The following is a 20295-nucleotide window of genomic DNA, read 5'->3' as shown; positions in this document are numbered from 1 at the left end:
ACCCCGTCGTCACCTCATAGGCCCGCAATCGCGCCGAGCTGTAAGGATGCCGTGACCGCGGGGCAACCTCGGACGGTTACCCTTCGGTCACATGCACAGTAAGAAGCTCGCCATCGTCGGCGTTGCCACCCTGGCGGCTCTGTCCGTCCCGGCTCTGGCGTACGCCTCCCCCGATAAAACGGTGACGGTGACCGTGATGGGCACCTCGGACCTGCACGGCAACACCCTGAACTGGGACTACTTCACGAACGCCACGTTCACCGACAGCAAGGGCAACAGCGTTGGCCTGGCCAAGGTCTCGACGCTGGTGAACAAGATCCGCGCTGAGCGCGGTGCGGACCAGACCTTGCTGTTCGACTCCGGCGACACCATCCAGGGCACGCCGCTGGCCTACTACTACGCCAAGGTGGAGCCCGTCGACAAGACGGGCAAGCTTCACCCGATGGCCCGCGCGATGAACGCCATCGGATACGACGCGGTGACGTTGGGCAACCACGAGTTCAACTACGGGCTGCCGCTGCTGGCCACCTGGGTGAAGCAGATGAAGGCCCCGGTGCTCGGCGCCAACGCCGTGGACGCCAAGACGGGCCGGCCCGCCTACGAGCCGTTCTTCATCAAGACGGTGAACGTCAAGGGCGAGAAGCCGATCCGGATCGGCGTGCTCGGCCTGACCAACCCGGGCGTGGCGATCTGGGACAAGTCCAACGTCGAGGGCAAGCTCCGCTTCACCGACCTGGTCGAGAGCGCCAAGAAGTGGGTTCCGGTCATCCGCGACCAGGGCGCGGACGTGGTCGTGGTCACCGCGCACGCGGGCGACAACGGGATGTCCTCCTACGGCGGCGACCTGCCCATCGAGAACGCCTCGGCCATGGTCGCCGAGGAGGTCCCGGGCGTGGACGCGGTGCTGTTCGGGCACGCGCACAACGAGGTGGCGCAGAAGTTCGTCACCAACAAGGCCACCGGCAAGCAGGTGCTGCTGACCGAGCCCAGCAAGTGGGGCCAGCGGCTGAGCGTGATCGACTTCCAGCTCACCAAGGAGCGCGGCAAGTGGACGGTCACCGACAAGTCCTCCACCACGCTGAACACCAACACCGTGGCCGAGGACCCGAAGATCGTCGCGCTCATGAAGGAGCAGCACGACACCACGGTCAACTACGTCAACAAGGTCGTGGCCCAGTCCAAGGTGGAGCTGTCCGCGGCCGAGTCGCCGTACAAGGACACCCCGATCCTGGACTACATCCAGAAGGTCCAGACCGAGACGGTGAAGAAGGCCCTGGAAGGTACGGCCAACGCCGGGCTGCCGGTGCTGTCGATCTCCGCGCCGTTCAGCAGGACCGCGATCTTCCCGGCCGGCCCGGTGAGCATCCGTGACATGGCCGGCCTGTACGTCTACGACAACACCCTGATGGCCGTGAAGCTCAACGGGGCCCAGCTCAAGGACTACCTGGAGTACTCCGCCAGGTACTTCAACCAGCTCGCGCCGGACGCCCCGGTCAACCTTTCCGCGCTGACCAACGCCAACGGCACCCCGGACTACAACTACGACCAGCTCTCCGGCGTCACCTACGACGTGGACGTCGCCAAGCCGGCCGGTCAGCGGATCGTCGGGCTGTCCTACCTGGGGCAGCCGGTCACCGCCGGCCAGGAGTTCGCGATCGCGATCAACAACTACCGCCAGTCGGGCGGCGGCGGCTTCCCGCACGTCACGACCGCCCCGGTCATCTACAACGCCCAGGTGGAGATCCGCGAGGCGCTGATCGACTACGCCACGGCGACCGGCGTCATCGACCCCGCCGACTTCGCCGAGGCCAACTGGAAGCTGACCCGCGACGGCAAGCCGCTCTTCTGACGTTCGGGCCTGTCCAAGAGGTATGAGGGGGTGGCCGGGGACTCGGCCACCCCCTCATGTCTGTATGAGGATCACTCCACCGGGGGAGCGTGGTGGAGGAACACGGTCTCCCGGGTCAGAGGACGCCGACGGGCTCGGCCATGTACCACCGGGTGTGGTGCTCACCTCGGGTGAGGGAGTCGAGCCTCCGGGGCAGTTCGCGGCGGGAGAAGGGATCGGCCCCGGCGTTGCGGATGTGGATGCCCACGGCGTACATGTCCCGGACCTCCATGAGGGTGGAATAACCCGGCCAGGAGCGCAGGTCACTGCCGTAGGCGTCGGCGAAGGCGTCCACGTCGGCGGCGGTCAGGCCGAAACGGCGCTGGCCGTGGTAGGTGTGGACCAGATCCCACTCGCGCGGGCCGACCGCGACGCCGTCCCAGTCGCAGAGCACCACCTGGCCGTCTGCGCAGCGCAGCAGGTTGTCGATCCAGGCGTCACCGTGCAGCAGCACCGGGGAGCCGCCCACGTCGAGGTCCGACCAGCGCTCGGTCAGCTCGGCGATGCGGTCGCGCAGCCAGGCCCGCTGGCCGGAGGCGAGCACGGCGGAGCGGTCCACGGCGCGGCGTATCTCGGCCAGCGGGTCGGCGAACCGGGTCAGCGCCACCGGCGGCATCGGCAGCAGGTGCAGGCTGCGCAGAATCTCGCCCAGCTCGGTGGTGGTGGGACGGCCACTGGCCGGGACGTAGTGCCAGAAGGTCACGACCCTGCCGTCGTGCACCACGGGCTGGTCGGAGATCTCATCCGCCGGGCGCACCGCGGGAAACCCCTGCTGAGCCAGCCAGCGGGCCACCGCGAGCACTATCGGCAGGCGGGTCAGCGCGTTGGGCGCGGTGGCGATCCTCACCACGATCTCGCTGCGCAGCTTGAAGACCGCGTTACTGCGCACCCGCAGCAGCTCGGCGTCCCTGTGGTCGATCCCGAGGGACTCGCAGACGTCGCGCAGAACAGTGAAGGCCTCCTCCGCGAGCGGTCCCATCAGCTGGCCGGTGTGGCGTCGGCAAGCAACTCGGCCAGGCGGCGCACCGCCACCGCCTTGTGCCGGGCGGCCGGCACCTCCGACAGCAGCGCCCGGGCACGGTTGAGCACGATGGAGGTGCGATGCTCCGGCGGCACCTGGAGCAGTGCCTTATGGGCCAGGTGACAGGCGTCCTCGACCTTGCCGTCACGGATCAGGTGCGTGGCCTGGTCGAGCAGGATGAGCACCGGGTCGATGGCGTAGGGGCCGGACGGGCCGGGCGTCCAGTCGACCTCCTCCCCCAGCTCGATCAGGGTGCCGATCCGGTAGAACTGCAACCGCCGTTCCGAGAAGCGGAACGCCAGATGGTCGTGGCCTTCCGGCGGCATCCTGGAGAAGATCCGCTCAGCCTCGGCCAGTGCGACCCGGGCAGCCTTGTGCTCACCCATCCGCGCCAGTGCCCGCGCCTCCGCCGCCGCGCCGAGCGCCGCCGGGGAGCTGGGCGCGTTCCCGGCGAGCATCCGCGCCTCGCGGGCGAGCCGTACGGTCTCGGCCAGGTCGCCGTAGTAATAGGGGAGCATCGCCTCCTGCGCCCGGACCAGGGCGCGCAGCCGCAGGTCACCCATGTCGTCGGAGGCCATGCGCGCGGTGCCGTACCAGGCGTGTGCCTGGCGGGTGTCACCGAGCTTCATCAGCGCGTCGGCCGACAGCAGGGCGAGCATCACGGTGGCGTTCAGCAGGCGGCGCTGGGCCATCGCGGGCTGCCGGGTCGCGGAGAGCGCCCGCACGTCCGACAGCTCCAGCATCAGCCGGTAGAGCATCGGCAGGGGGGCACTGGTGATGTATTCGCGGCGGTAGCGCAGCACCTGCTCGTCGAGCTGGTCGAGCTGGTCCTCGGAGACGGTGGCGAGGGCGAGCGTGCGGTCCAGGTCCTGGCGGGTCCGCTCCACCTCGGCGAGCAGCCGTCCGCTCATCGCGGACCGCGGACCGAGCAGCGCGTGATGGAACAGTGCGCGGCGCTCGGTGTCGTCGTCGATCCGGTCCTCCATCTGGTACGGCGAGCGGCCCTCGACCCCGGAGACGACCACGATCCTGATCCCGCCGTCGTCCTCGCAGTAGTCGCCGGCGAGGCCGAGCCGTACCGCGTTGGCCCGGTAGAGCCGCGCCAGCAGATCGATGGTCTGCGGCCGTGGCCTGGCGCGGCTGTTCTCCCACGCGTTGAGCAGGTCGATACTGGCCCGGGCCTCACCCAGGTCCTGGCGTTCGCACAGCTCCTCCAGCTCCTGGACCGACTGCCTGGCCGACCACCCCCGGGCCAGCCGGTGCGCCTTGAGCAGGCTCACCCCGCAGCAGCCGTGAATGGCCTGCGTGGTCTGCCAGGGTGTCCACTGGCGGGCCTCGCCCTGCTCGCGCCAGCGCCGCGCGCACGCGGGGGAATGTTCACCTCGGGCCACGCCGCCCTCCCCATCGCTGTTCACACAAGATTAACGAGAGCGCACCACAGCGTAAGCGTGCCCGTGCATTGCATTCCCTTTATCCGCAGGTTTTCCACGGAACATCGATTACTTTCCGGTCTATTCCACTGATCCCATACCTCTCTAGAGGAAAGCGGATTGCCTGAGCTGCCGCGAAACCTGCACTCTGCAGAGAAGAAGCCACCATCGTCCGCCAGGAGTGATCGGATGACGGCAGACCACGGCGAGGCCGCCGATCATCTGCGACGGCTAGCCGCCCAACTGGAGGCGCACTCCTTCCAGGTGCGCCTGAAAGCGTCCGCGGGGCTGTTCCCGCGCCTCCATGTGATCAACCCGATGGTCCCCGCCATGACAGAGGACGTCCTCGCCGCCCACGAAGCCGACGGCGAATGGTGGTTCTGGCTTTCATGGGCCGGACGCATCGGACATGCCGAAGATGTCGCCACAGCTGCGGAACGTGTGGCTAGTGTGCTTCATGTGATACGCAGATAGGTGATTCTTGGGCTTCACATGGGTAACACCCGTGATCAAGCCTAGAAAGGAGCGGGACCGTGAAAAGGATCCTGGTCGTCCAGCGTCCGCGTCCACCGCGTGAGCCTGCGCCGCTCGACCTGCGGAGTCCGTCCGGCAGGCCACTGCCCTTCTGACAGCCGGGCGGGAGACCGCCGGCGGAATCACGGAGGTAAGCACCGTAAACGATCTTTAGACGGAGCTACTCTGAGTCTAGACAGACTAGACAGGAGGCGGCTCATGAGCGGATGGCAGGTCCAGGAGGCGAAACAACGCTTCAGCGAGGTCGTACGGCGTGCGGTGAGCGAAGGCCCTCAAGTGGTCACCCGGCACGGGGAAGAGGTTGCCGTCGTCATCGACATCACCGAGTACCGCCGCCTCAAAGGCGACCTCCCCGACTTCAGGCGGTTCCTTCTCGCCGATCCGGACTGGGACGACGACATCGAGTTCCCCCGGAACCCGGACCTTCCTCGAGAGGTGGATTTCGACTGATGGGCGCCGGCTATCTGCTCGATACGAATGTGGTCTCTGAAGTGCGTAAACGGAACGGGAGCTCTCAGGTCAAGGACTGGATCAGTGCGGCCCACGGACCCACTCTCTATCTCAGCAGCCTGACGGTCGGCGAGATCCGCTGTGGAATCGAACTCCGCAGACGGCGGGATCCCGCGCAGGCAACGGCCCTGGAACTCTGGCTCCACGCTCTTCACCGGCAGTTCGGTGACCGCATCGTCCCCATCACCGCGGAGGTCGCCGAGGAGTGGGGGCGGCTGAACGCCATACGCTCTCTCCCGACGGCGGACGGCCTGATCGCCGCGACGGCCAGGGTGAACGGCTGGACCCTGGTCAGCCGGAACGTCAAGGATTTCGTCGGCACAGGAGTCTCCGTCGTCAATCCGTTCGACGTCGTGACCTGATTCCACCACCGGACATAACCACTTCCTGCGGCGCCGTGCGAGGTTACGTCCAGTTGCGGGGTGGCCGGACACCGACACTCGGCGACGGAAGAGAACACCCCGGCCAGACCTGTGAGGTTGGGCCCCTCCCCGGGAGGGTCACGGGCGGGCACACTGAGGGGATGGCTGGGATGGGAAGCCCGCGTCTGGCGGCGGTCGCGCTCGTCGGGATGTCTCTCGTGGCCGCGTGCGGCGCGGGCCGTACGGCGACACCCACCCCCACGGCGAGTCCCGCGGCGTCGCAGAACCCGGCGCCGGGCCTTACGGGGTCGCAGAACCCGGTGCCGGACCGTATGGTGTCGCAGAGCCCGGCGCCGAGTGACGTGTCCACCGAGGCCGCTCCCGCCTCGGCCGCGTGGGCCGCCGTCGCGGGCGCCTCCGGCCTGCCGGGGAGTTCCGCGCTGCTCGACGTGGCGGCGACCGGTCCCCGCGACGCCTGGGCCGTCGGCTACAAGAACAGCGCCGAGGACCGGGAGGGTATGTCCGCCGTCCTCCGGTGGGATGGGAGCCGCTGGCGCGAGGCGCCGCCGGTGGGGGACGACGCCTACCACCTGGAGGGGGTCAGCGCGGGCGCCCCGGACGACGTGTGGGTGGTGGGCAACGGTCAGAACGCACTCGCCGCGCACTGGGACGGGCGGCGCTGGACACCGCATAGGCCCTTCGGAGTGGCAGAGGACTACCGGCTGGTGGACGTCGCGGTGGCCGGTGGCACGGTGTGGTTCGCCGGCAACGGCCCGTCGAAGGCGGTCGTCCTGGAGTGGAACGGCCGGGAGTTCCGCAACGCGTTGAGCGCCTACGGCGCCTTCACGGCGATCACCGCCAAGGACGGGCACATCTGGGCGGTCGGGTCGGGCGAGGGGAACGCGCCGCTGATCTGCCACGGCACCGCCGACGGCTCGTGGGTGATCGCCGAGATCCGGGAGATCCCCGGGGGGAGGCTCAACCGGGTCTGGCAGATCTCACCGTCCGACGTGTGGGCGGTCGGGGAGGTCACCACTGATCCCGGCCGCCGCGAGAGCCGGCCGCTGGTCCTGCACTGGGACGGGTCGGACTGGAGCCGGACAGAGGTGCCGGTCCGCCTTGGGACCCTGCACGGCGTCACCGCCTTCGGGCCGGGCGATCTGTGGGTCAGCGGGATCGACGCCGGCCACGCGGGGCAGGTGCTCTTCCTGCATTTCGACGGCGCAAGGTGGTCGCGTGAGTACGGCCCGCTGTTCCGGGCCCACCGGGAGGACCAGCTGTACGAGGACAGCGACCGCGTCAACCGCACCGGCGTCGCCCGGGTCCCCGGCACCACCACGCTGTGGGCGGTGGGGGCGGTCGGCGGAGGGGACGACGAGGACGACTTCCTCCTGCGGCGCTGACCGCGCCCCCTCTCAGGGCGCCACCCTCAGCTCCGAGACCTCCTCGGAACGCTCGCCCTGTCCCCTCAGGAACAGCCGGTTGACGGACCAGAGAATCCCGCCCACGGCGACCAGCACGCCCGCGCGGAGGTAGACGTCGCCCCCGCGACCCGTGACGGGCAGCGCCAGAACAACGCAGACCGCGGCGCCCAGCAGGGGCATCCAGCTCGGCGCCCGGTAGTGGCCGTGGTCCACGCGGTCCTTGCGGAGGACCAGCACGGCCACGTTGACCGTGGCGAACACGCACAGCAGCAGGAACACCGTCGTGTCGGCCAGGTTGCTCACGTCGCCGGTGGCGACCAGAACCGCGGCGATGCCCACGGTGAACACGATGGCGACCCACGGGGACGACCTCGTGGGATGGACCGCCGCGAAGACCTTCGGCACGATCCCCTCGCGCGCCATGCCGTACACCAGGCGCGAGGCCATGAGCATGTTGATCAGTGCGATGTTGCCCGCCGCGAACAGCGCGATCAGCGCGAACGACTTGGGCTGGAAGGCGAGACCCGCGACCCTGACGACCTCCGGCAGTGGACCGGTCGGACTCCTCAGCGTCTCGGTGTCCACCAGCATGGTCGCGGTGAACGCGACCGCCGTGTAGATCGCCACGGCCGCGACCAGCCCGCCGAAGAGCGCACGGGGGTGGTCACGCCGCCGGTCCCTGGACTCCTCGGCCGGGTTGACCGAGTCCTCGGAGCCGGGCAACGCGTAGAAGGCGAGGGCGGTGCCGCCGAGGACGCCGAGGAAAGCGCCGTTGGCCGGGTGGAACGGAAGGGCCCCGGCGGGACCGCCGCTGCCGGACAGCAGCGCGTAGATCCCGATCGCGATGACGACCAGCAGGCCGAACGCCTCGATGACCGTCAGGACGACGTTGACCTTGATGGACTCGGAGATCCCGGCGAAGTTCACCAGCGCCACGACGCCGAGGAAGACGGACGCGCCGACGACCACCGGCAGCGTGACGGACTCGCCCAGATAATCGCCGCCGAACGCCCGGGCGGCGCTCGCCGAAGTGATCCCGCTCATCAACACTGCAAAGGCCACAATAAAGGCTACAAAAGGGATGTTAAACGCTTTATTCACATAAAACGCTGCTCCGGCGGCATGCGGATATTTCCCGACAAGCTCGACGTAGGCGGACGCGGTCAGGGTGGCCAGCACGAAGGCGACGAGGAACGGCACCCACAGGGCTCCGCCGGCATATCCGGCCACCTTCCCGACCAGGGCGCAGATACCCGCACCGAGGATGTCGCCTATCACGAACAGCAGCAGGAACCTGCGCCCGATCACCCGTTTGAGCGAGTGCTGGGCAGCACCAGAACCAACGATCGCCTCAGCCATGCACCTCTCTTACCCGTCGTTGAACAGGAATCACACTGAGTGACAAAAGTCCATTTCTGTAAGCGTGGTGAAAGTGATCCGCAAGGATGGGTGCCTACAGTTCCATCTGTCACGAAATGCAAGGAAAGGCAGAAATGCTTAGCACCCCCTTCTCCCGCCGGATCGCCGTCGCCGTTGCGGGGGTGGCTCTTCTCTCGACGACCGCCGCGTGCGGCGGGTCGAGCAGCACCGCGCTCTGCGCCGAGGCGAGTCAGCTCATGAGGGGCTACGCCTCGTCCATGGTCGCCAACATCAGCGCACCGGAAAAGTTCAACGAGGAGAACCAGAAGTTCGCCAAGGACCTGAAGGCCCTGGCCGCCAAGGCCGACGGTGACCTCGCCTCCGCGCTCAACGGCCTGGCCTCCACGTTCGAAACCTTCGATCTCGACGCCAACGACCCGGCCGCGGCCGCCGCGGCCGCCACGGACCTGGGCGAAAAGATCACGGATGCCACCACCAAGTTCGGCACCGCCTGTTCCTAGCCGAGCCCGTGCCTCCTGGGGAGAGGAGGCACTTCCCGGCACGGCCGTCGCTCCGCCTGCGGGGGGGCAGTGCGGAGCAACGGCCGTGCCGACCATCTTCCGAGAGCCTCTGCCCCCGCACGGCAGGGGCTCCGCGCCCTCACACCCGCGCCGCGCGGCAGGGGCGCGACGGCCCCGTCAGATCCTGCCCGTGCGGGCCTGCTCGTAGCACTGCTCGAAACCCTCCAGCACCATCGGCCAGGAACTGCGGACGGGCTCGGTACCCCGGTTGTGCGCCGCGATCGACTCGCGCAGCTCGCGGTTGTGGACCAGCCTGGCCACCGCCGCGACCAGGTCCTCGAAACTCCGCCCGAGCAGCCCCTCCTTCCCCGGGCGGACGAAGTCGGCCACCCCGCTCTGGGCCCGCGCGACCACCGGGATGCCCGCCGCCCTTGCCTCCAGTGCCGCCAGGCCGAAGGACTCCCGGGGCGCCGGGGCGACGAACACGTCCGCGGAGGCGAGCAGCTCACGGATCTGGTCGCGGCTGTAGCGGCCGGGCAGCGAGACCCAGCCGCCCATCCCGTTGGCCCGCAGGTAGCGCTCCATCTGCGGACGCGCCGGGCCGTCCCCGACGATGGTGACCCGCATCGGCGTCTCCTGCGGCACCTGGGCGCGGGCCTCCTTCAGCAGCCGGAGCAGCCGGACGGGCTGCTTGCGGGGTGCCAGCCGTCCCACGGCGACGATGTGAACGGCCTCGTCGACGGGCACGGGCCGTATCCGGGCTGAGGAACGCCAGCCGGAGACGTCGAGGCCGTTGGAGACCACGTGCACCGGCACCCGGCGGCCGGCCACCGCGCGGATCGGCAGGGCCGCGGCCTCGCTCACCGCGGTGCCCACCAGCCCCCAGCGGTTCCACTCGAACAGCAGCCGCAGTGCCCGGTAGACCTCCCGGGTGACCGGATCCCACATGCTGTGCACGGTCACGACCACGGGCAGTCCCATCCGTACGGCGGCGCGGACGCCCATCCACGCGAACGGCGAGACCGCACCCGTGTGCACATGCACCACGTCCGGGCGCCGTGCCCTCATCAACCGCAGCAGGTGCCCCGTCCCGAACGGATGGACAGGCAGATCGAAGGGGAGATTCGCGACAATACGGTAAATACCGGGGAGAGGTTCTCCGGGGGTCGCGGTGGCCACCTCGACCTCGTGACCCGTCTCCCTCTGCATCCGGACCAGGTCGCCGACCTGCACCTCGATCCCGCCGAGACGTGGCAGGTAACAGTCACTGACGTGGAGGATCCTCACCGTGCCAGCGTAGCCCCGCATGAGATCATGCCTGCGTGCCCGCGAGGGCGCACCCCCGACGACACGGATGGAGTGAGCCGCGATCGACACCGCCAGGACAGCCGTGTTCTTCCATGCCCATCCCGATGACGAGGCCCTGCTGACCTCGGGCACCATGGCGATGCTCGCCGCCGAGGGACACCGGGTGGTCCTCGTCGTGGCGACCTCCGGAGAGCGCGGCCAGGCCGACCTCGGACCCGGCGAGGCGCTGGGTGCCGCGCGCCTCGCCGAGCTCCACCGGTCGGCGGCGGCGCTCGGCTGCGCCCGGGTGGTCAATCTCGGCTACGGCGACTCCGGGCTGGCACCCGGCGGCGGGATCCCGGATGACCGGCCGGACAACGCGTTCGTCGACGCCGACATCGAGGAGGCCGCCCGGCGGCTCGCCGCGATCCTCACCGAGGAGAGCGCCGACCTGCTGACGACCTACGACCCCGCCGGGGGCTACGGGCACCCCGACCACGTCCAGGTGCATCGGGTCGGCACCCGGGCCGCCGAGATCGCCGGCACCCCGATCGTGCTTGAGGCCACGGTCAACCGCGACCCCCTGCTCAAGGGGCTCCGGCTGGTCCGCAGGTTCTACCCCCGGCTGGACATCCGCGCCTTCGAGCAGGCCTACTCCCCCGGCGAGGTGATCACCCACCGGGTCGGCGTACGGCGTTTCGCCCGCCAGAAGCGGGCGAGCATGGCCGCCCACGCCTCCCAGGCCACCGGCGCGGACACCCGCACGCTGGGCGTGATGCTCAAGGTTCCGCACCCCCTCTACCGCCTCGTCTTCGGCACCGAGTGGTACATCCGGCGCGGCCTGCCACCCGGCACGAGGTTGAGGCACCCCTTCGAAGTTCCTCCTCGAGGATGAGCGACAGACCAGCACACTTGGCAGAGGGGGTTACATGAAGAACAAGTGGGTTCAGATCGGGCTGTCGATCTCGTCGCTGGCGCTGGCCGCCACGCTCGTGCGCTTCCTGCCGCAGGTCGTGGAGGCGATGACCGGCCAGCACGTCTCCTGGACGCAGATCGGCGCCCAGTTCTCCGGGCTGAGCTGGCAGATGGTCGCGCTGATGACCGTCGTCTGGCTGGCGAGCCTGCTGGCCTACACGTTCGTGCTGACCGCCTCCCTGCCCGGCCTCACCAACGCGCAGGCGCTGACGCTGAACGCGGGCGGCAGCGCGGTGAGCAACCTGCTGCCGTTCGGCGGCGCGGCCGGGGTGGCGATGACGATCGCGATGACCAAGGGCTGGGGCTTCCAGCTCCGGGCCGTGGTGGTCTCCACGCTCGCCAGCGGCATCTGGAATACCCTGTTCCGGTTCGTCCTGCCCGCCGTGGGCATCGTGGCCCTGCTGGTCAGCGGGGAGCGGCTCAGCCCCGCGGTGACCAACGCGGGCTGGGCCGGCTCGCTGTCGATCCTGGCCCTGGTCGCCGTGGTGGCGGCCGCGCTCTACTGGGACCGCGCCGCCGCCGCGCTCGGCCGCGCCCTCGACGCCGCCGCGCGGATGCTCCCCCGCCGTATCCGCCCCGCCGAGCACGCCCTCTCCGGATCGCTGGAGAAGCTGCGCGCCGACACCTCCGAGGTCGTACGGCACCGCTGGCTGGGACTGACCCTGGGCATGATCTTCTTTCTCGTGCTGCAGTGGCTGATCCTGGTCTGCTGCCTGGAGGCGACCGGCGCCTACCCGGGGCTGGCGCAGTCGATCGCCGTGTTCGCCCTGTCCAGGGTGTTGACCAGCGCTCTGGTGACTCCGAGCGGGGCGGGGATCATGGAGGCCGGGACCGTCGGCGCACTGGTCTTCTTCGGCGCGCCACTCGATTCCGCGACCGCCGCTGCGCTGCTTTTCGGCTTCTGGACCTACACTGTCGAAATCCCCTTCGGCGGTCTGGCGCTCGGTGCGTGGGCGTTTCTGCGCCGGCGTGAGAGCGCCGCTCCGGCCCCCGCGAAGGAGTCCGTCAGCCGCTAGATTGGGAAATATCTTGTGCGTGATTCGGAGGCCCGCATAGCGTGGCGGCTGACATGGTGGCGTTCCGGGTTCTCGGTCCGGTCGAGGCGCATTCCGGTAAGGACGAACTCGACCTAGGCGGGCTGCGGCAGCGTGCCGTCCTCGCCCGGCTGCTGGTGGCGCGCGGGCAGGTGGTGCCCGTCGATTCCCTCCTCTACGACCTGTGGGACGACGACTCCGCCAAGGGCGCGCAGTCAGGCCTGCAGGTCTACATCTCCCGCCTGCGCCGGGTTCTCGAACCCGGCCGTCCGCGCGGGGGTCCCAACCGGCTGCTGGTGACGGTCGCCTCCGGCTACGCCCTGCGGATCGCCCCCGAGCAGGTCGACGCCCTCCGCTTCGAGGTGCTGGTCCGCACGGCCGGAGAGCACCTGGAAGCCGACGACCCCTCCTCCGCGCGGATCCGCCTGGAGAAGGCCCTGGGGCTGTGGCGCGGCATCCCCTACTCCGACTTCGCCGACCAGCCGTGGGCCGAGGCCGAGGTCAACCGGCTGGCCGAGCTGCGCCTGGTGGCCCGTGAGCGGCATGCCGACAGCGGCCTGCGCCTGGGCATGCCGGCCGAGGCGGTGCCCGACCTGGAGGCGCTGACCACCGAGCACCCGCTCCGCGAGGAGGGCTGGCGGCTGCTGGCCCTTGGCCTCTACCGGTGCGGGCGACAGGGCGACGCGCTGGCCGCGCTGCGCAAGGCCCGCACGATCCTCGCCGAGGAGCTGGGCATCGACCCGGGTCCGGCGCTGCGCAAACTGGAGTCCAACATCCTGGCCCAGGACCCGGGACTGCAGCTCGCCACCCCGCCGACCGGCCGCCAGCGCCCCCCGGTCGCCACCGACACCTGGCCGCCCCGGCCCACGGCGGCGCCGGTGGAGCTGCCGCCGCTGGAGCCCGAGCCGTTCGTCGGCCGGGACGCCGAGCTGAACCGGCTGACCACGGCCGCGGCCCGGACCGGCCGCTTCACGGTCGCGGTGATCGGCGGCGACGCGGGCGCGGGCAAGACCATGCTGGTCCGCCAGCTCACCAGGCGGCTCTCCGACGACGGCTGGGGCACCGCCTCCGGCGCCTGCCCCGACAGCAGCGCCACCCCTCCCGGCTGGGCATGGGTGGAGATCCTGCGCACCCTGATGGACGCGGCCGGCCCCGGGGAGTACGCCCAGCTGCTCGCCCCGCTGCTGGACGACGCGGCCCCAGCACCCGGCGACGACCAGGCCTCCGGCGGATTCCGGCTGCACCGGGCGGTGGGCGGCTATCTGGCGGCCGTCGCCAAGGACACCCCGATCCTGCTGACTCTGGAGGATCTGCACTGGGCCGACGACCAGACCCTCGCGCTGCTGCGCGCGCTGCCGAGCCTGCTCGCCACCAGCCGGGTGCTGCTGGTGGTGACCTGCCGTGACAGCGAACTGAGCGACCAGCAGGCCGACGTACTGGCCGCGCTGGCCCGGCTCGGACCGGTCCGGGTGGGCCTGACCGGTCTCGACCCCAAGGCGGTGGCCGAGCTGGTCAGGGCGACCTGCGTGCGCGAGGTGGACGAGGAGGCGGTCAACAGCATCGTCGAGCGGACCGGCGGCAACCCCTTCTTCATCAGGGAGACCGTGCGCCTGCTCGACGCCGAGGCCGTGAGCGACCGCGCGACGGCCGCCGAGGTGATCTCCGGGGTGCCTTCCGGCGTCCGCGACGTGCTGCGGCGGCGGATCTCCCGGCTGCCCTCGGCCGCCCAGCAGATCCTGCTGCAGGCCGCGGTGATCGGCCGCGACGTCGACGTGGACGTGCTGGTGGATGTGACGGGTGACGAGGACGCCGTGGTCGACGCGGTGGAGGCGGCACTGCTCGCCGGGCTGGTCACCGAGCCGGGCCCCGGCCTGCTCCGCTTCGACCACGACCTGGTCCGCGACACCCTTTACTCCGACGCCTCCCGGCTACGCCGTTCCCGGCTGCACGCCGCGGTGGCCGCGGTGATCGAGCGCCGTAATCCCGGCGATGTGGCCGCGCTCGCCCACCACTACGACGCGGCCGGCACCGCCGAGACGGCCATCAAGGCGGTTCACTACGCCGGGCTGGCCGCCGAGCAGGCCGAGCGCCGTTTCGCCCACCGCGAGGCGGCCTCGTTATGGGAGCAGGCCATCGCCGCCTTCGACCGGTCCGGCATCACCCACACCCCCGACAGCACCAGAGAACGCCTGCTGCTGACCCTGAACCTGATCAAGGCGCTGGCTCTCTGCGGTGACATGGCTGCGGCCCGCAGGCGGCGGCGCGAGGCGATGGACGCGGCCCTGCCGCTGGGCAACCTGGAGCTCACCGCCCGGGTGGCGGCCTCGCTGGCCGTGCCGCACAAGGGCATGGCCCGCGACTTCACCCGCACCGCGTGGGAGATCGTCGACGTCGCCGAGCAGGCGCTGGTCGAACTGCCCACCGCCGAACAGTCGCTGCGCGCGAGCCTGCTGGCCACGCTCGCGCTGGAGCTGGAGGGCTCGGCCACCCCCCGCGGCGAGCAGGCCTCGCTGGAGGCCGAGGAGCTGGCCCGGCAGAGCGGTGACCCGGCACTGCTGGCGACCGCGCTGAGCGGCCGGCTGCGCCAGTCCTACGGGATCACCCCGGTCGGCGAGCGCGAGGTCATCGGCCGGGAGCTGCTGGAGGTCGGCAAGAGGACCGGCCAGGTCTCGGTCCAGGCGCTGGCCCACCTCGTGCTGATGGAGTGCGCCGCCGCCTCGGGCGCGTTCGCCGACGCCGACGCGCACGTGGCCGCCGCCGAACGGCTTGCCCGGCAGTACGGCCTGCCCGCACCGGCCGCCGTCGTGGCCTGGTACGCCGGACAGCGCCTGATGATCACCGGTGACTTCACCGGCGCGGAGGGCGCCTACCGCGACGCCGCCCGGCTGACGGCCCGGGCCGGCATGCTGGAGGGCCGCCAGGACCTGCCGCTGATCACGACGTTCTGCCTGCACCTGGTCAACGGCCGGGCCGCCGACATGGTGGAGCCCCTCGCCGAGGCCCACCAGCGCGGAGCCAAGTGGACCCTCGACGCCTACGCGGTGGCTCTGGCCTCAGCCGGGCACACGCGCGACGCGCGGGCGGTCATCGCGGTGAAGACCCCGGTCCGCCCCGACTTCCTCTACGAGCTGGCGATGATCTGGCGGGCCCTGGCGGGCATGCTGCTGGACGACCGGGAGCGGATGGTCGAGGCCTACGACACGCTGAAGCCGTTCGCCGAGCGGATCGCGGGGGCGGGCACCGGCGTGGTGGCGCTGTGGCCGGTCGCGCTCACCCTCGGTGATCTGGCGCTCCGGCTGGGCTTCACCGACGCGGTGAAGCCCCATTACGAGAAGGCCCTCTCGGTGGCCCAGCGGGTCGGCGTGGCCCGCTGGGTGGAGGCGGCGCAGCGCTCACTCGGCAGCTAACGAGGCACTGCGCAGCCGGGCATCGCCGGAGACGGACAACCCGGCACGGTACCAACCGGGGTGGCCGGCGCGTCCACCGTGGTGATCGTCGTCGACTTCGACAACAGGCTGACCGTCTGCGTCCGGGTGGTCTGCGCGGTCACCTCCGGCCGCCCCTGGACGGAGACGCTGTGGGACACCTCCGCCCCCACGTAGGCACCGGTGAAGGCAAGGGTGGCCACCAGCAGCTTCACGACGCTCGCGGCTCCACTCGCCACCACCGGCGCCACACTGCTCCGCGGACTCATGCCAGACACCTTTCCTCGTTGCCTCCAGGTATATGCCGCGGTGGTTGATCTCTGCTTGACGTCCACTTGCAGAGACTCGGTGTCACATCGGGTAAGCCCGACCTAATATCGGATACGGGCCGACCGGACGATGGAGATGGTGATCAGGTGCGACTTCCTGCAGTGACCATCCCCGATCCCACGTCCGCCTCCTTCCTGGGGATGCCGCTGTGGCTCTGGGTCCTGCTCGGCGGGATCGCCCTTTTCGGCGTGTTCCAGGTCTACTACTGGATCGGCCTCAAGCTGGGGTCCCGGCTCTACTCCTCCCGTCTGGGCCGGAGGATCGGCGAGGGAAACATCCTCAAGGTCGAGAACGCCGTCAGGAGGTGGGGCGCGCTCGCCGTCTACGGCTGTTTCTGGGTGCCCGGGCTGCGGCACACGCTGCCGTGGGTGGCGGGAGCGCTGCGGGTCTCCTACCCCTGGTACGTCGTGGCCAGCGCGCTCGGCTGCCTGACCTGGGTCCCGGTGACGTCCTTCGGCCTCTACTCGGTGATCTGGGGCTGGTTGGAGCTGGCCGCCGAGTCACCGTTCCTGGCGGCCGCGGTCGCCGTGGCGGCGGTCGTCGCGATCACCGTCGCCGTCCGCTGCCGCCGCAGGGTCTCACGGCGGCCGGAAGACGGACTCACCAGTGCGTGACCGTCGCCCGCGACGGGCCCGGAGTGGATCTCACCGCCCCTGTCCCCGGTGACCACGGACCTCTCCGGCCGGCCGCTTCCCCCGGATCCCCAGCGGGCCCCGCGGGTGGATTTCCCTCCCGATCGCGTACGTGCGGCACGGATATCAATGTTTCGACAGCCAGAGCACCAAGATCCGCTTATTGACGGCCGGCTCTGCCAGCATGTCCCTCATGCGAACTGGCGGAATTCGCCTCGTCATCTGCGTCGCTCTGGCCGCTCTGGCCACCGGGCTCGCCGCGCCTGCCCATGCCCGGCAGGGCGCTCCGCAGCTCTCCCGGCGAGCCGCCCCCCAGGACGCTCCGGCGGTGGCCGCGCGGGCCGCCTACCTGTTCGACGCCACCACCGGCACGGTTCACTTCAGCAAGCAGGCGACCCTGCGGCTGCCGGTGGCCAGCCTGACGAAGGTCATGACGGCGTATGTCGTCCTGCGGGAGGCGGGGCTGAACGACGTCGTCACGGTCAACTCCGGTGACATACGGCACGCGACGGCGAACGGTGCGACCGCCGCGGGCCTCCGCGCGGGCGAGCGCCTGACCGTCAGGGATCTGCTCTACGGCGCGATGCTCCCCTCGGGGGCGGACGCCACCCACGCGCTCGCCCGCGTCTACGGCCCCGGCGACAGCAGGTTCGTGGCCAAGATGAACGCCGCGGCCCGCACCATGGGCCTGGCCGACACCCGCTACGGCAACCCCGACGGGCTGCCCACGCCGAGCCCCGGCTACTCCACCGCCCGGGACCAGGCCAGGCTGGCCGAGGTCGCGCTCCGTGACCCGGTGCTGCTGACCATCGTCTCCAGCGCGCGCCACACCGTGGCGAGGTCGAAGGTGCACCAGCCCCACATCTGGACCAACAGCAACAAGCTGCTCGGCAAGACGGCCGGGGCCGTGGGCCTCAAGACCGGCTACACCCGGACCGCCGGCTACTGCCTGTCGTTCGCCGCCGACCGCGACGGGCATCGGATCATCGGCGTCCTCCTCGGTGAGTCCAACGCCACCCGGCGCTTCCAGACGGCCGACAGTCTCCTGAACTGGGCCGGTGGGCAGCCGGCAGGCTACCGCGGCGGCGATGTCTGACGCATCAGGCCGTGGCAGGCGATGGCGGCGGCGGCGACCACGTTGAGGGAGTCGACGCCGAGATCCATCGCGGCCGGGCTCATCGGGATGCAGACCGGATGGTCGGCCTCGTGCAGCCAGCGGGAGGAGAGGCCGTCTCCCTCGGAACCGAGTAGCAGGGCGACCCGCTCGGCCATGGCGACCCCGTCCAGGGGGACGGCGGACTGGTCCGGGGTCAGCGCCAGCGTCTGGAAGCCCGCCGTACGGAGTTCCACCAGGCCGTCGTACCAGTTGGTCATCCGCGCGTACGGGATGGCGAAGACGGCGCCCATCGACACCTTGACCGACCTTCTGTACAGGGGGTCCGCGCAGCGGGGCGACAGGATCACGGCCTCGACCCCCAGCGCGGCGGCACACCGGAAGATCGCACCGACGTTGCCGTGGTCGACGAGGTCTTCCAGGACGAGGACGCGCCGGGAGGCACCGCGCAGGATCTCGTCCACCGCGGGCAGGGGGCGCCGCTCCATGGCCGCCAGCGCGCCCCGGTGCACCGGGAAGCCCGCGATGCCCTCCATGACGTCGTCGTCAACCACGTAGACCCGGTCGCCGAGGCCGTCGAGCAGGTCGGCGAGCGGGCCGGCCCAGCGCCGGGTCAGCAGCACCGAGCGCACCGGGTAACCGGCCGCGACGGCCCGGCGGATCACCTTCTCCCCCTCGGCGATGAAGAGGCCGTGCTCGGCTTCCAGGCTCTTGCGCAGCTCGACGTCGCGCAGGTTGGCGTAGTCGGCCAGGCGGGGATCTGAGGCGTTAAACACCTTCGAATACTGCCATGACCCGCCTGAGCTGCCACATCAGGGCGTAGAGGAGCAGCAGGGCGCAGCAGCCCCCCACCACTCCGGCACCCATCCTGGTGATCGTCTGGGCCCAGCCGGTGGCCGGGAAGGCGATCGGCCAGATCGCCGCGCCCAGCGCGGTGGCGGCCACGGTCGCCAGGAGCACGCCGTACCGTACCCCGGCGGGGAGCGCCAGCCGCTCCGGCGCCGCCACCGGCTCCATCCGCGACAGCCCGTACCAGGCCCACAGGGCCACGATAGCCAGGCCGATCACCGTGGACAGGTACTGCAGCAGGCGGAACATGGGGAGCGGGCCGACCGCCGGGGCGGCCAGCCACTCCCAGCCCCATATGCCCTGGCTGTAGTGATGGGTGAAGGAGTCCCACAGTTTGTGGGTGCAGGCGCCGACAACGGCACCCGCGACCACGGCGGGCAGCCGCCGCACGCCGTACCTCCCGGGGGCCAGCGAGGCGACCCTTCCGGCGAGGGAGGGGGGGAGCAGCGCGGTCAGCGGATCCCGGAGCAGGCCGTGAAAGACGGCGAGGAGCAGGACGACGGCGAGCGGGTCGATCGTGAGGACGCCCCGGAGTGAGTGCCAGAACGTGTAGTCCGGCAGGAAGGGCAGGAAGATCGGCAGGTCGGGCACCATCGACCCCAGGACGAGGGCCCAGGGATCCAGCATCCGGCGCGCGCGTGCCGAGGAGATCAAGGGCAGTACCGCGGCGACATGACTGGGCGTGAACGGCACGGATCTCCCCCTGTGAATCTGCTGGCGCTCCCTCGGGAGACTACGCCGCTCCGGTTGCCGGTGAGAGCCCGCGCCTTCACGCCACCGTGACCTGAAGTGACGTGTACGTTGCTGAACGTTGCTACACGGGAGTGTGGGGGGACGTTATGGCTGATCAGACGGTGGTGGCGCCATCGGTGCCGGGTGACGAGTGGCTGCGCGACGCCCGCAGGGCACGCACGCTCTCCCTGGCCACCCTGGCCTGGCTCGGCGCCGAGAGCGTGCTCGGTCTCGGCGCCGGGCTGGGCGCGCACTCGGTCGCCCTGATCGGCTGGGGCGTGTCGTCACTGGTGGAGGCGCTGGCCAGCCTCATCGTGGTCTGGCGGTTCACCGGATCGCGGACCCGCTCGGCGGACGCCGAGGACAAGGCCCGCAAGGGGGTGGCGATCAGTTTCTGGCTGCTGGCGCCCTACCTTCTGGTCCATGTGGCGCACGACCTGGACGCCGGACATCGGGCAATGCCCAGCCCCCTGGGCATCGCGGTGACGGCGGCCAGCCTGATCAGCATGCCGCTCCTGGGACGGGCCAAGCGGCGGCTCGGCGCCCGGCTGCACTCGGCGGCCACCGCGGGCGAGGGCACACAGAACCTGCTGTGCGCGCTGCTCGCCGCGGGAGTGCTGGCCGGGCTCGGTCTGAACGCCGTCGGGTGGTGGTGGGCGGACCCCGCCATGGCGGTGTTGCTGGCCGCAATAGCCGTACGGGAAGGCCGGAAAGCCTGGCGTGGACACTCCTGCACTCACTGAATCCGGCGTTCTCCCATAGATCCCAAATGTTAGTTACTGTCGCGTACGGTGATACGCGCACCAAAAGGAGTGTTTTGCCACAGTAAGTCTTCCCAGTACAGTTCCCTGAATATTGCGGAGAACCT

The 20295-nt window shown here is 70.3% G+C and carries 19 protein-coding genes; 12 read left to right on the top strand and 7 right to left on the bottom strand.

Annotated features, from left to right (window positions below):
* Positions 1-91: 91 nt before the first annotated feature.
* Positions 92-1849, top strand: a complete 1758-nt coding sequence (locus ACIN94_RS18750) for a bifunctional metallophosphatase/5'-nucleotidase (RefSeq protein WP_400707421.1) — start codon at positions 92-94, stop codon at positions 1847-1849.
* 115 nt (positions 1850-1964) lie between these two features.
* Here the strand turns inward: ACIN94_RS18750 and ACIN94_RS18745 are convergent, their stop codons facing one another.
* Both ACIN94_RS18745 and ACIN94_RS18740 read right to left on the bottom strand, forming a co-directional pair.
* On the bottom strand, positions 1965-2867 hold the full coding sequence (locus ACIN94_RS18745) for a phosphotransferase enzyme family protein (RefSeq protein ID WP_400707418.1): 903 nt from the start codon (positions 2865-2867) through the stop codon (positions 1965-1967).
* Positions 2867-4300 carry a helix-turn-helix domain-containing protein gene (locus ACIN94_RS18740; protein WP_400707415.1) on the bottom strand — a complete coding sequence of 478 codons (1434 nt, stop codon included), beginning with the start codon at positions 4298-4300 and terminating at the stop codon, positions 2867-2869. Before ACIN94_RS18740 ends, ACIN94_RS18745 begins: the two co-directional genes overlap by 1 nt.
* Before the next feature lie 228 nt (positions 4301-4528).
* Between ACIN94_RS18740 and ACIN94_RS18735 the strand changes: the two genes are divergently transcribed.
* From ACIN94_RS18735 to ACIN94_RS18720, 4 genes are all read left to right on the top strand, one after another.
* Positions 4529-4813: a hypothetical protein gene (locus ACIN94_RS18735; protein ID WP_400707412.1), complete on the top strand. Its 285-nt coding sequence runs from the start codon at positions 4529-4531 to the stop codon at positions 4811-4813.
* A gap of 258 nt (positions 4814-5071) precedes the next feature.
* Positions 5072-5323 carry a type II toxin-antitoxin system Phd/YefM family antitoxin gene (locus ACIN94_RS18730; protein ID WP_400707409.1) on the top strand — a complete coding sequence of 84 codons (252 nt, stop codon included), beginning with the start codon at positions 5072-5074 and terminating at the stop codon, positions 5321-5323.
* Positions 5323-5745 (top strand): type II toxin-antitoxin system VapC family toxin, encoded by a 423-nt coding sequence (locus ACIN94_RS18725; RefSeq protein ID WP_400707406.1) that lies wholly within the window; start codon positions 5323-5325, stop codon positions 5743-5745. The genes ACIN94_RS18730 and ACIN94_RS18725 overlap by 1 nt, the downstream gene beginning before the upstream one ends.
* Before the next feature lie 170 nt (positions 5746-5915).
* Entirely contained in the window at positions 5916-7148 is a 1233-nt protein-coding gene (locus ACIN94_RS18720; protein WP_400707403.1) for a hypothetical protein, read from the top strand.
* 12 nt (positions 7149-7160) lie between these two features.
* Here the strand turns inward: ACIN94_RS18720 and ACIN94_RS18715 are convergent, their stop codons facing one another.
* Positions 7161-8528: an APC family permease gene (locus ACIN94_RS18715; protein WP_400707400.1), complete on the bottom strand. Its 1368-nt coding sequence runs from the start codon at positions 8526-8528 to the stop codon at positions 7161-7163.
* Positions 8529-8662: 134 nt separating this feature from the next.
* Between ACIN94_RS18715 and ACIN94_RS18710 the strand changes: the two genes are divergently transcribed.
* Positions 8663-9049: a hypothetical protein gene (locus ACIN94_RS18710; RefSeq protein WP_400707397.1), complete on the top strand. Its 387-nt coding sequence runs from the start codon at positions 8663-8665 to the stop codon at positions 9047-9049.
* A 177-nt stretch (positions 9050-9226) separates the two neighbouring features.
* Here ACIN94_RS18710 and ACIN94_RS18705 read toward each other — a convergent pair whose 3' ends face one another.
* Complete coding sequence (locus ACIN94_RS18705) at positions 9227-10336, bottom strand: glycosyltransferase family 4 protein (protein ID WP_400707394.1); 1110 nt, start codon at positions 10334-10336, stop codon at positions 9227-9229.
* Positions 10337-10439: 103 nt separating this feature from the next.
* Here ACIN94_RS18705 and ACIN94_RS18700 point away from each other — a divergent pair, with 103 nt between their 5' ends.
* Genes ACIN94_RS18700 through ACIN94_RS18690 form a run of 3 tightly spaced genes read left to right on the top strand, consistent with a single transcriptional unit; the run spans position 10440 to position 15752 of the window.
* Positions 10440-11231, top strand: a complete 792-nt coding sequence (locus ACIN94_RS18700) for a PIG-L family deacetylase (protein WP_400707391.1) — start codon at positions 10440-10442, stop codon at positions 11229-11231.
* Positions 11232-11265: 34 nt separating this feature from the next.
* Positions 11266-12327, top strand: a complete 1062-nt coding sequence (locus ACIN94_RS18695; protein ID WP_400707388.1) for a YbhN family protein — start codon at positions 11266-11268, stop codon at positions 12325-12327.
* A 41-nt stretch (positions 12328-12368) separates the two neighbouring features.
* On the top strand, positions 12369-15752 hold the full coding sequence (locus ACIN94_RS18690; RefSeq protein ID WP_400707386.1) for a BTAD domain-containing putative transcriptional regulator: 3384 nt from the start codon (positions 12369-12371) through the stop codon (positions 15750-15752).
* On the opposite strand, the gene ACIN94_RS18685 is transcribed toward ACIN94_RS18690, so the two are convergent.
* Entirely contained in the window at positions 15749-16039 is a 291-nt protein-coding gene (locus ACIN94_RS18685) for a hypothetical protein (protein ID WP_400707384.1), read from the bottom strand. The two genes, ACIN94_RS18690 and ACIN94_RS18685, sit on opposite strands and share 4 nt — an antisense overlap.
* Positions 16040-16186: 147 nt before the next feature.
* Here ACIN94_RS18685 and ACIN94_RS18680 point away from each other — a divergent pair, with 147 nt between their 5' ends.
* Both ACIN94_RS18680 and ACIN94_RS18675 read left to right on the top strand, forming a co-directional pair.
* Positions 16187-16714: a DedA family protein gene (locus ACIN94_RS18680; RefSeq protein ID WP_400707382.1), complete on the top strand. Its 528-nt coding sequence runs from the start codon at positions 16187-16189 to the stop codon at positions 16712-16714.
* 211 nt (positions 16715-16925) lie between these two features.
* Positions 16926-17828 carry a D-alanyl-D-alanine carboxypeptidase family protein gene (locus ACIN94_RS18675; protein ID WP_400707380.1) on the top strand — a complete coding sequence of 301 codons (903 nt, stop codon included), beginning with the start codon at positions 16926-16928 and terminating at the stop codon, positions 17826-17828.
* Here the strand turns inward: ACIN94_RS18675 and ACIN94_RS18670 are convergent.
* Complete coding sequence (locus ACIN94_RS18670) at positions 17807-18622, bottom strand: TrmH family RNA methyltransferase (RefSeq protein ID WP_400707377.1); 816 nt, start codon at positions 18620-18622, stop codon at positions 17807-17809. The two genes, ACIN94_RS18675 and ACIN94_RS18670, sit on opposite strands and share 22 nt — an antisense overlap.
* Complete coding sequence (locus tag ACIN94_RS18665; RefSeq protein ID WP_400707374.1) at positions 18615-19388, bottom strand: DUF4184 family protein; 774 nt, start codon at positions 19386-19388, stop codon at positions 18615-18617. The genes ACIN94_RS18670 and ACIN94_RS18665 overlap by 8 nt, the downstream gene beginning before the upstream one ends.
* A 146-nt stretch (positions 19389-19534) precedes the next feature.
* Here ACIN94_RS18665 and ACIN94_RS18660 point away from each other — a divergent pair, with 146 nt between their 5' ends.
* Positions 19535-20170 carry a cation transporter gene (locus ACIN94_RS18660; protein WP_400707371.1) on the top strand — a complete coding sequence of 212 codons (636 nt, stop codon included), beginning with the start codon at positions 19535-19537 and terminating at the stop codon, positions 20168-20170.
* Positions 20171-20295: the final 125 nt, after the last annotated feature.

Source organism: Streptosporangium sp. NPDC087985 (assembly GCF_044741965.1).
GTDB lineage: Bacteria > Actinomycetota > Actinomycetes > Streptosporangiales > Streptosporangiaceae > Streptosporangium.
The sequence above is the reverse complement of the archived record's forward strand: the minus strand, read 5'-3'. Positions and strand labels throughout refer to the sequence as shown.

Excerpts from the sequence above, each read along its gene's own strand:
- ACIN94_RS18750 (WP_400707421.1), top strand. The coding sequence starts at position 92 with ATGCACAGTAAGAAGCTCGCCATCGTCGGCGTTGCCACCCTGGCGGCT.
- ACIN94_RS18745 (WP_400707418.1), bottom strand. The coding sequence starts at position 2,867 with ATGGGACCGCTCGCGGAGGAGGCCTTCACTGTTCTGCGCGACGTCTGC.
- ACIN94_RS18735 (WP_400707412.1), top strand. The coding sequence starts at position 4,529 with ATGACGGCAGACCACGGCGAGGCCGCCGATCATCTGCGACGGCTAGCC.
- ACIN94_RS18730 (WP_400707409.1), top strand. The coding sequence starts at position 5,072 with ATGAGCGGATGGCAGGTCCAGGAGGCGAAACAACGCTTCAGCGAGGTC.
- ACIN94_RS18725 (WP_400707406.1), top strand. The coding sequence starts at position 5,323 with ATGGGCGCCGGCTATCTGCTCGATACGAATGTGGTCTCTGAAGTGCGT.
- ACIN94_RS18720 (WP_400707403.1), top strand. The coding sequence starts at position 5,916 with ATGGGAAGCCCGCGTCTGGCGGCGGTCGCGCTCGTCGGGATGTCTCTC.
- ACIN94_RS18715 (WP_400707400.1), bottom strand. The coding sequence starts at position 8,528 with ATGGCTGAGGCGATCGTTGGTTCTGGTGCTGCCCAGCACTCGCTCAAA.
- ACIN94_RS18710 (WP_400707397.1), top strand. The coding sequence starts at position 8,663 with ATGCTTAGCACCCCCTTCTCCCGCCGGATCGCCGTCGCCGTTGCGGGG.
- ACIN94_RS18695 (WP_400707388.1), top strand. The coding sequence starts at position 11,266 with ATGAAGAACAAGTGGGTTCAGATCGGGCTGTCGATCTCGTCGCTGGCG.
- ACIN94_RS18685 (WP_400707384.1), bottom strand. The coding sequence starts at position 16,039 with ATGAGTCCGCGGAGCAGTGTGGCGCCGGTGGTGGCGAGTGGAGCCGCG.
- ACIN94_RS18675 (WP_400707380.1), top strand. The coding sequence starts at position 16,926 with ATGCGAACTGGCGGAATTCGCCTCGTCATCTGCGTCGCTCTGGCCGCT.
- ACIN94_RS18660 (WP_400707371.1), top strand. The coding sequence starts at position 19,535 with ATGGCTGATCAGACGGTGGTGGCGCCATCGGTGCCGGGTGACGAGTGG.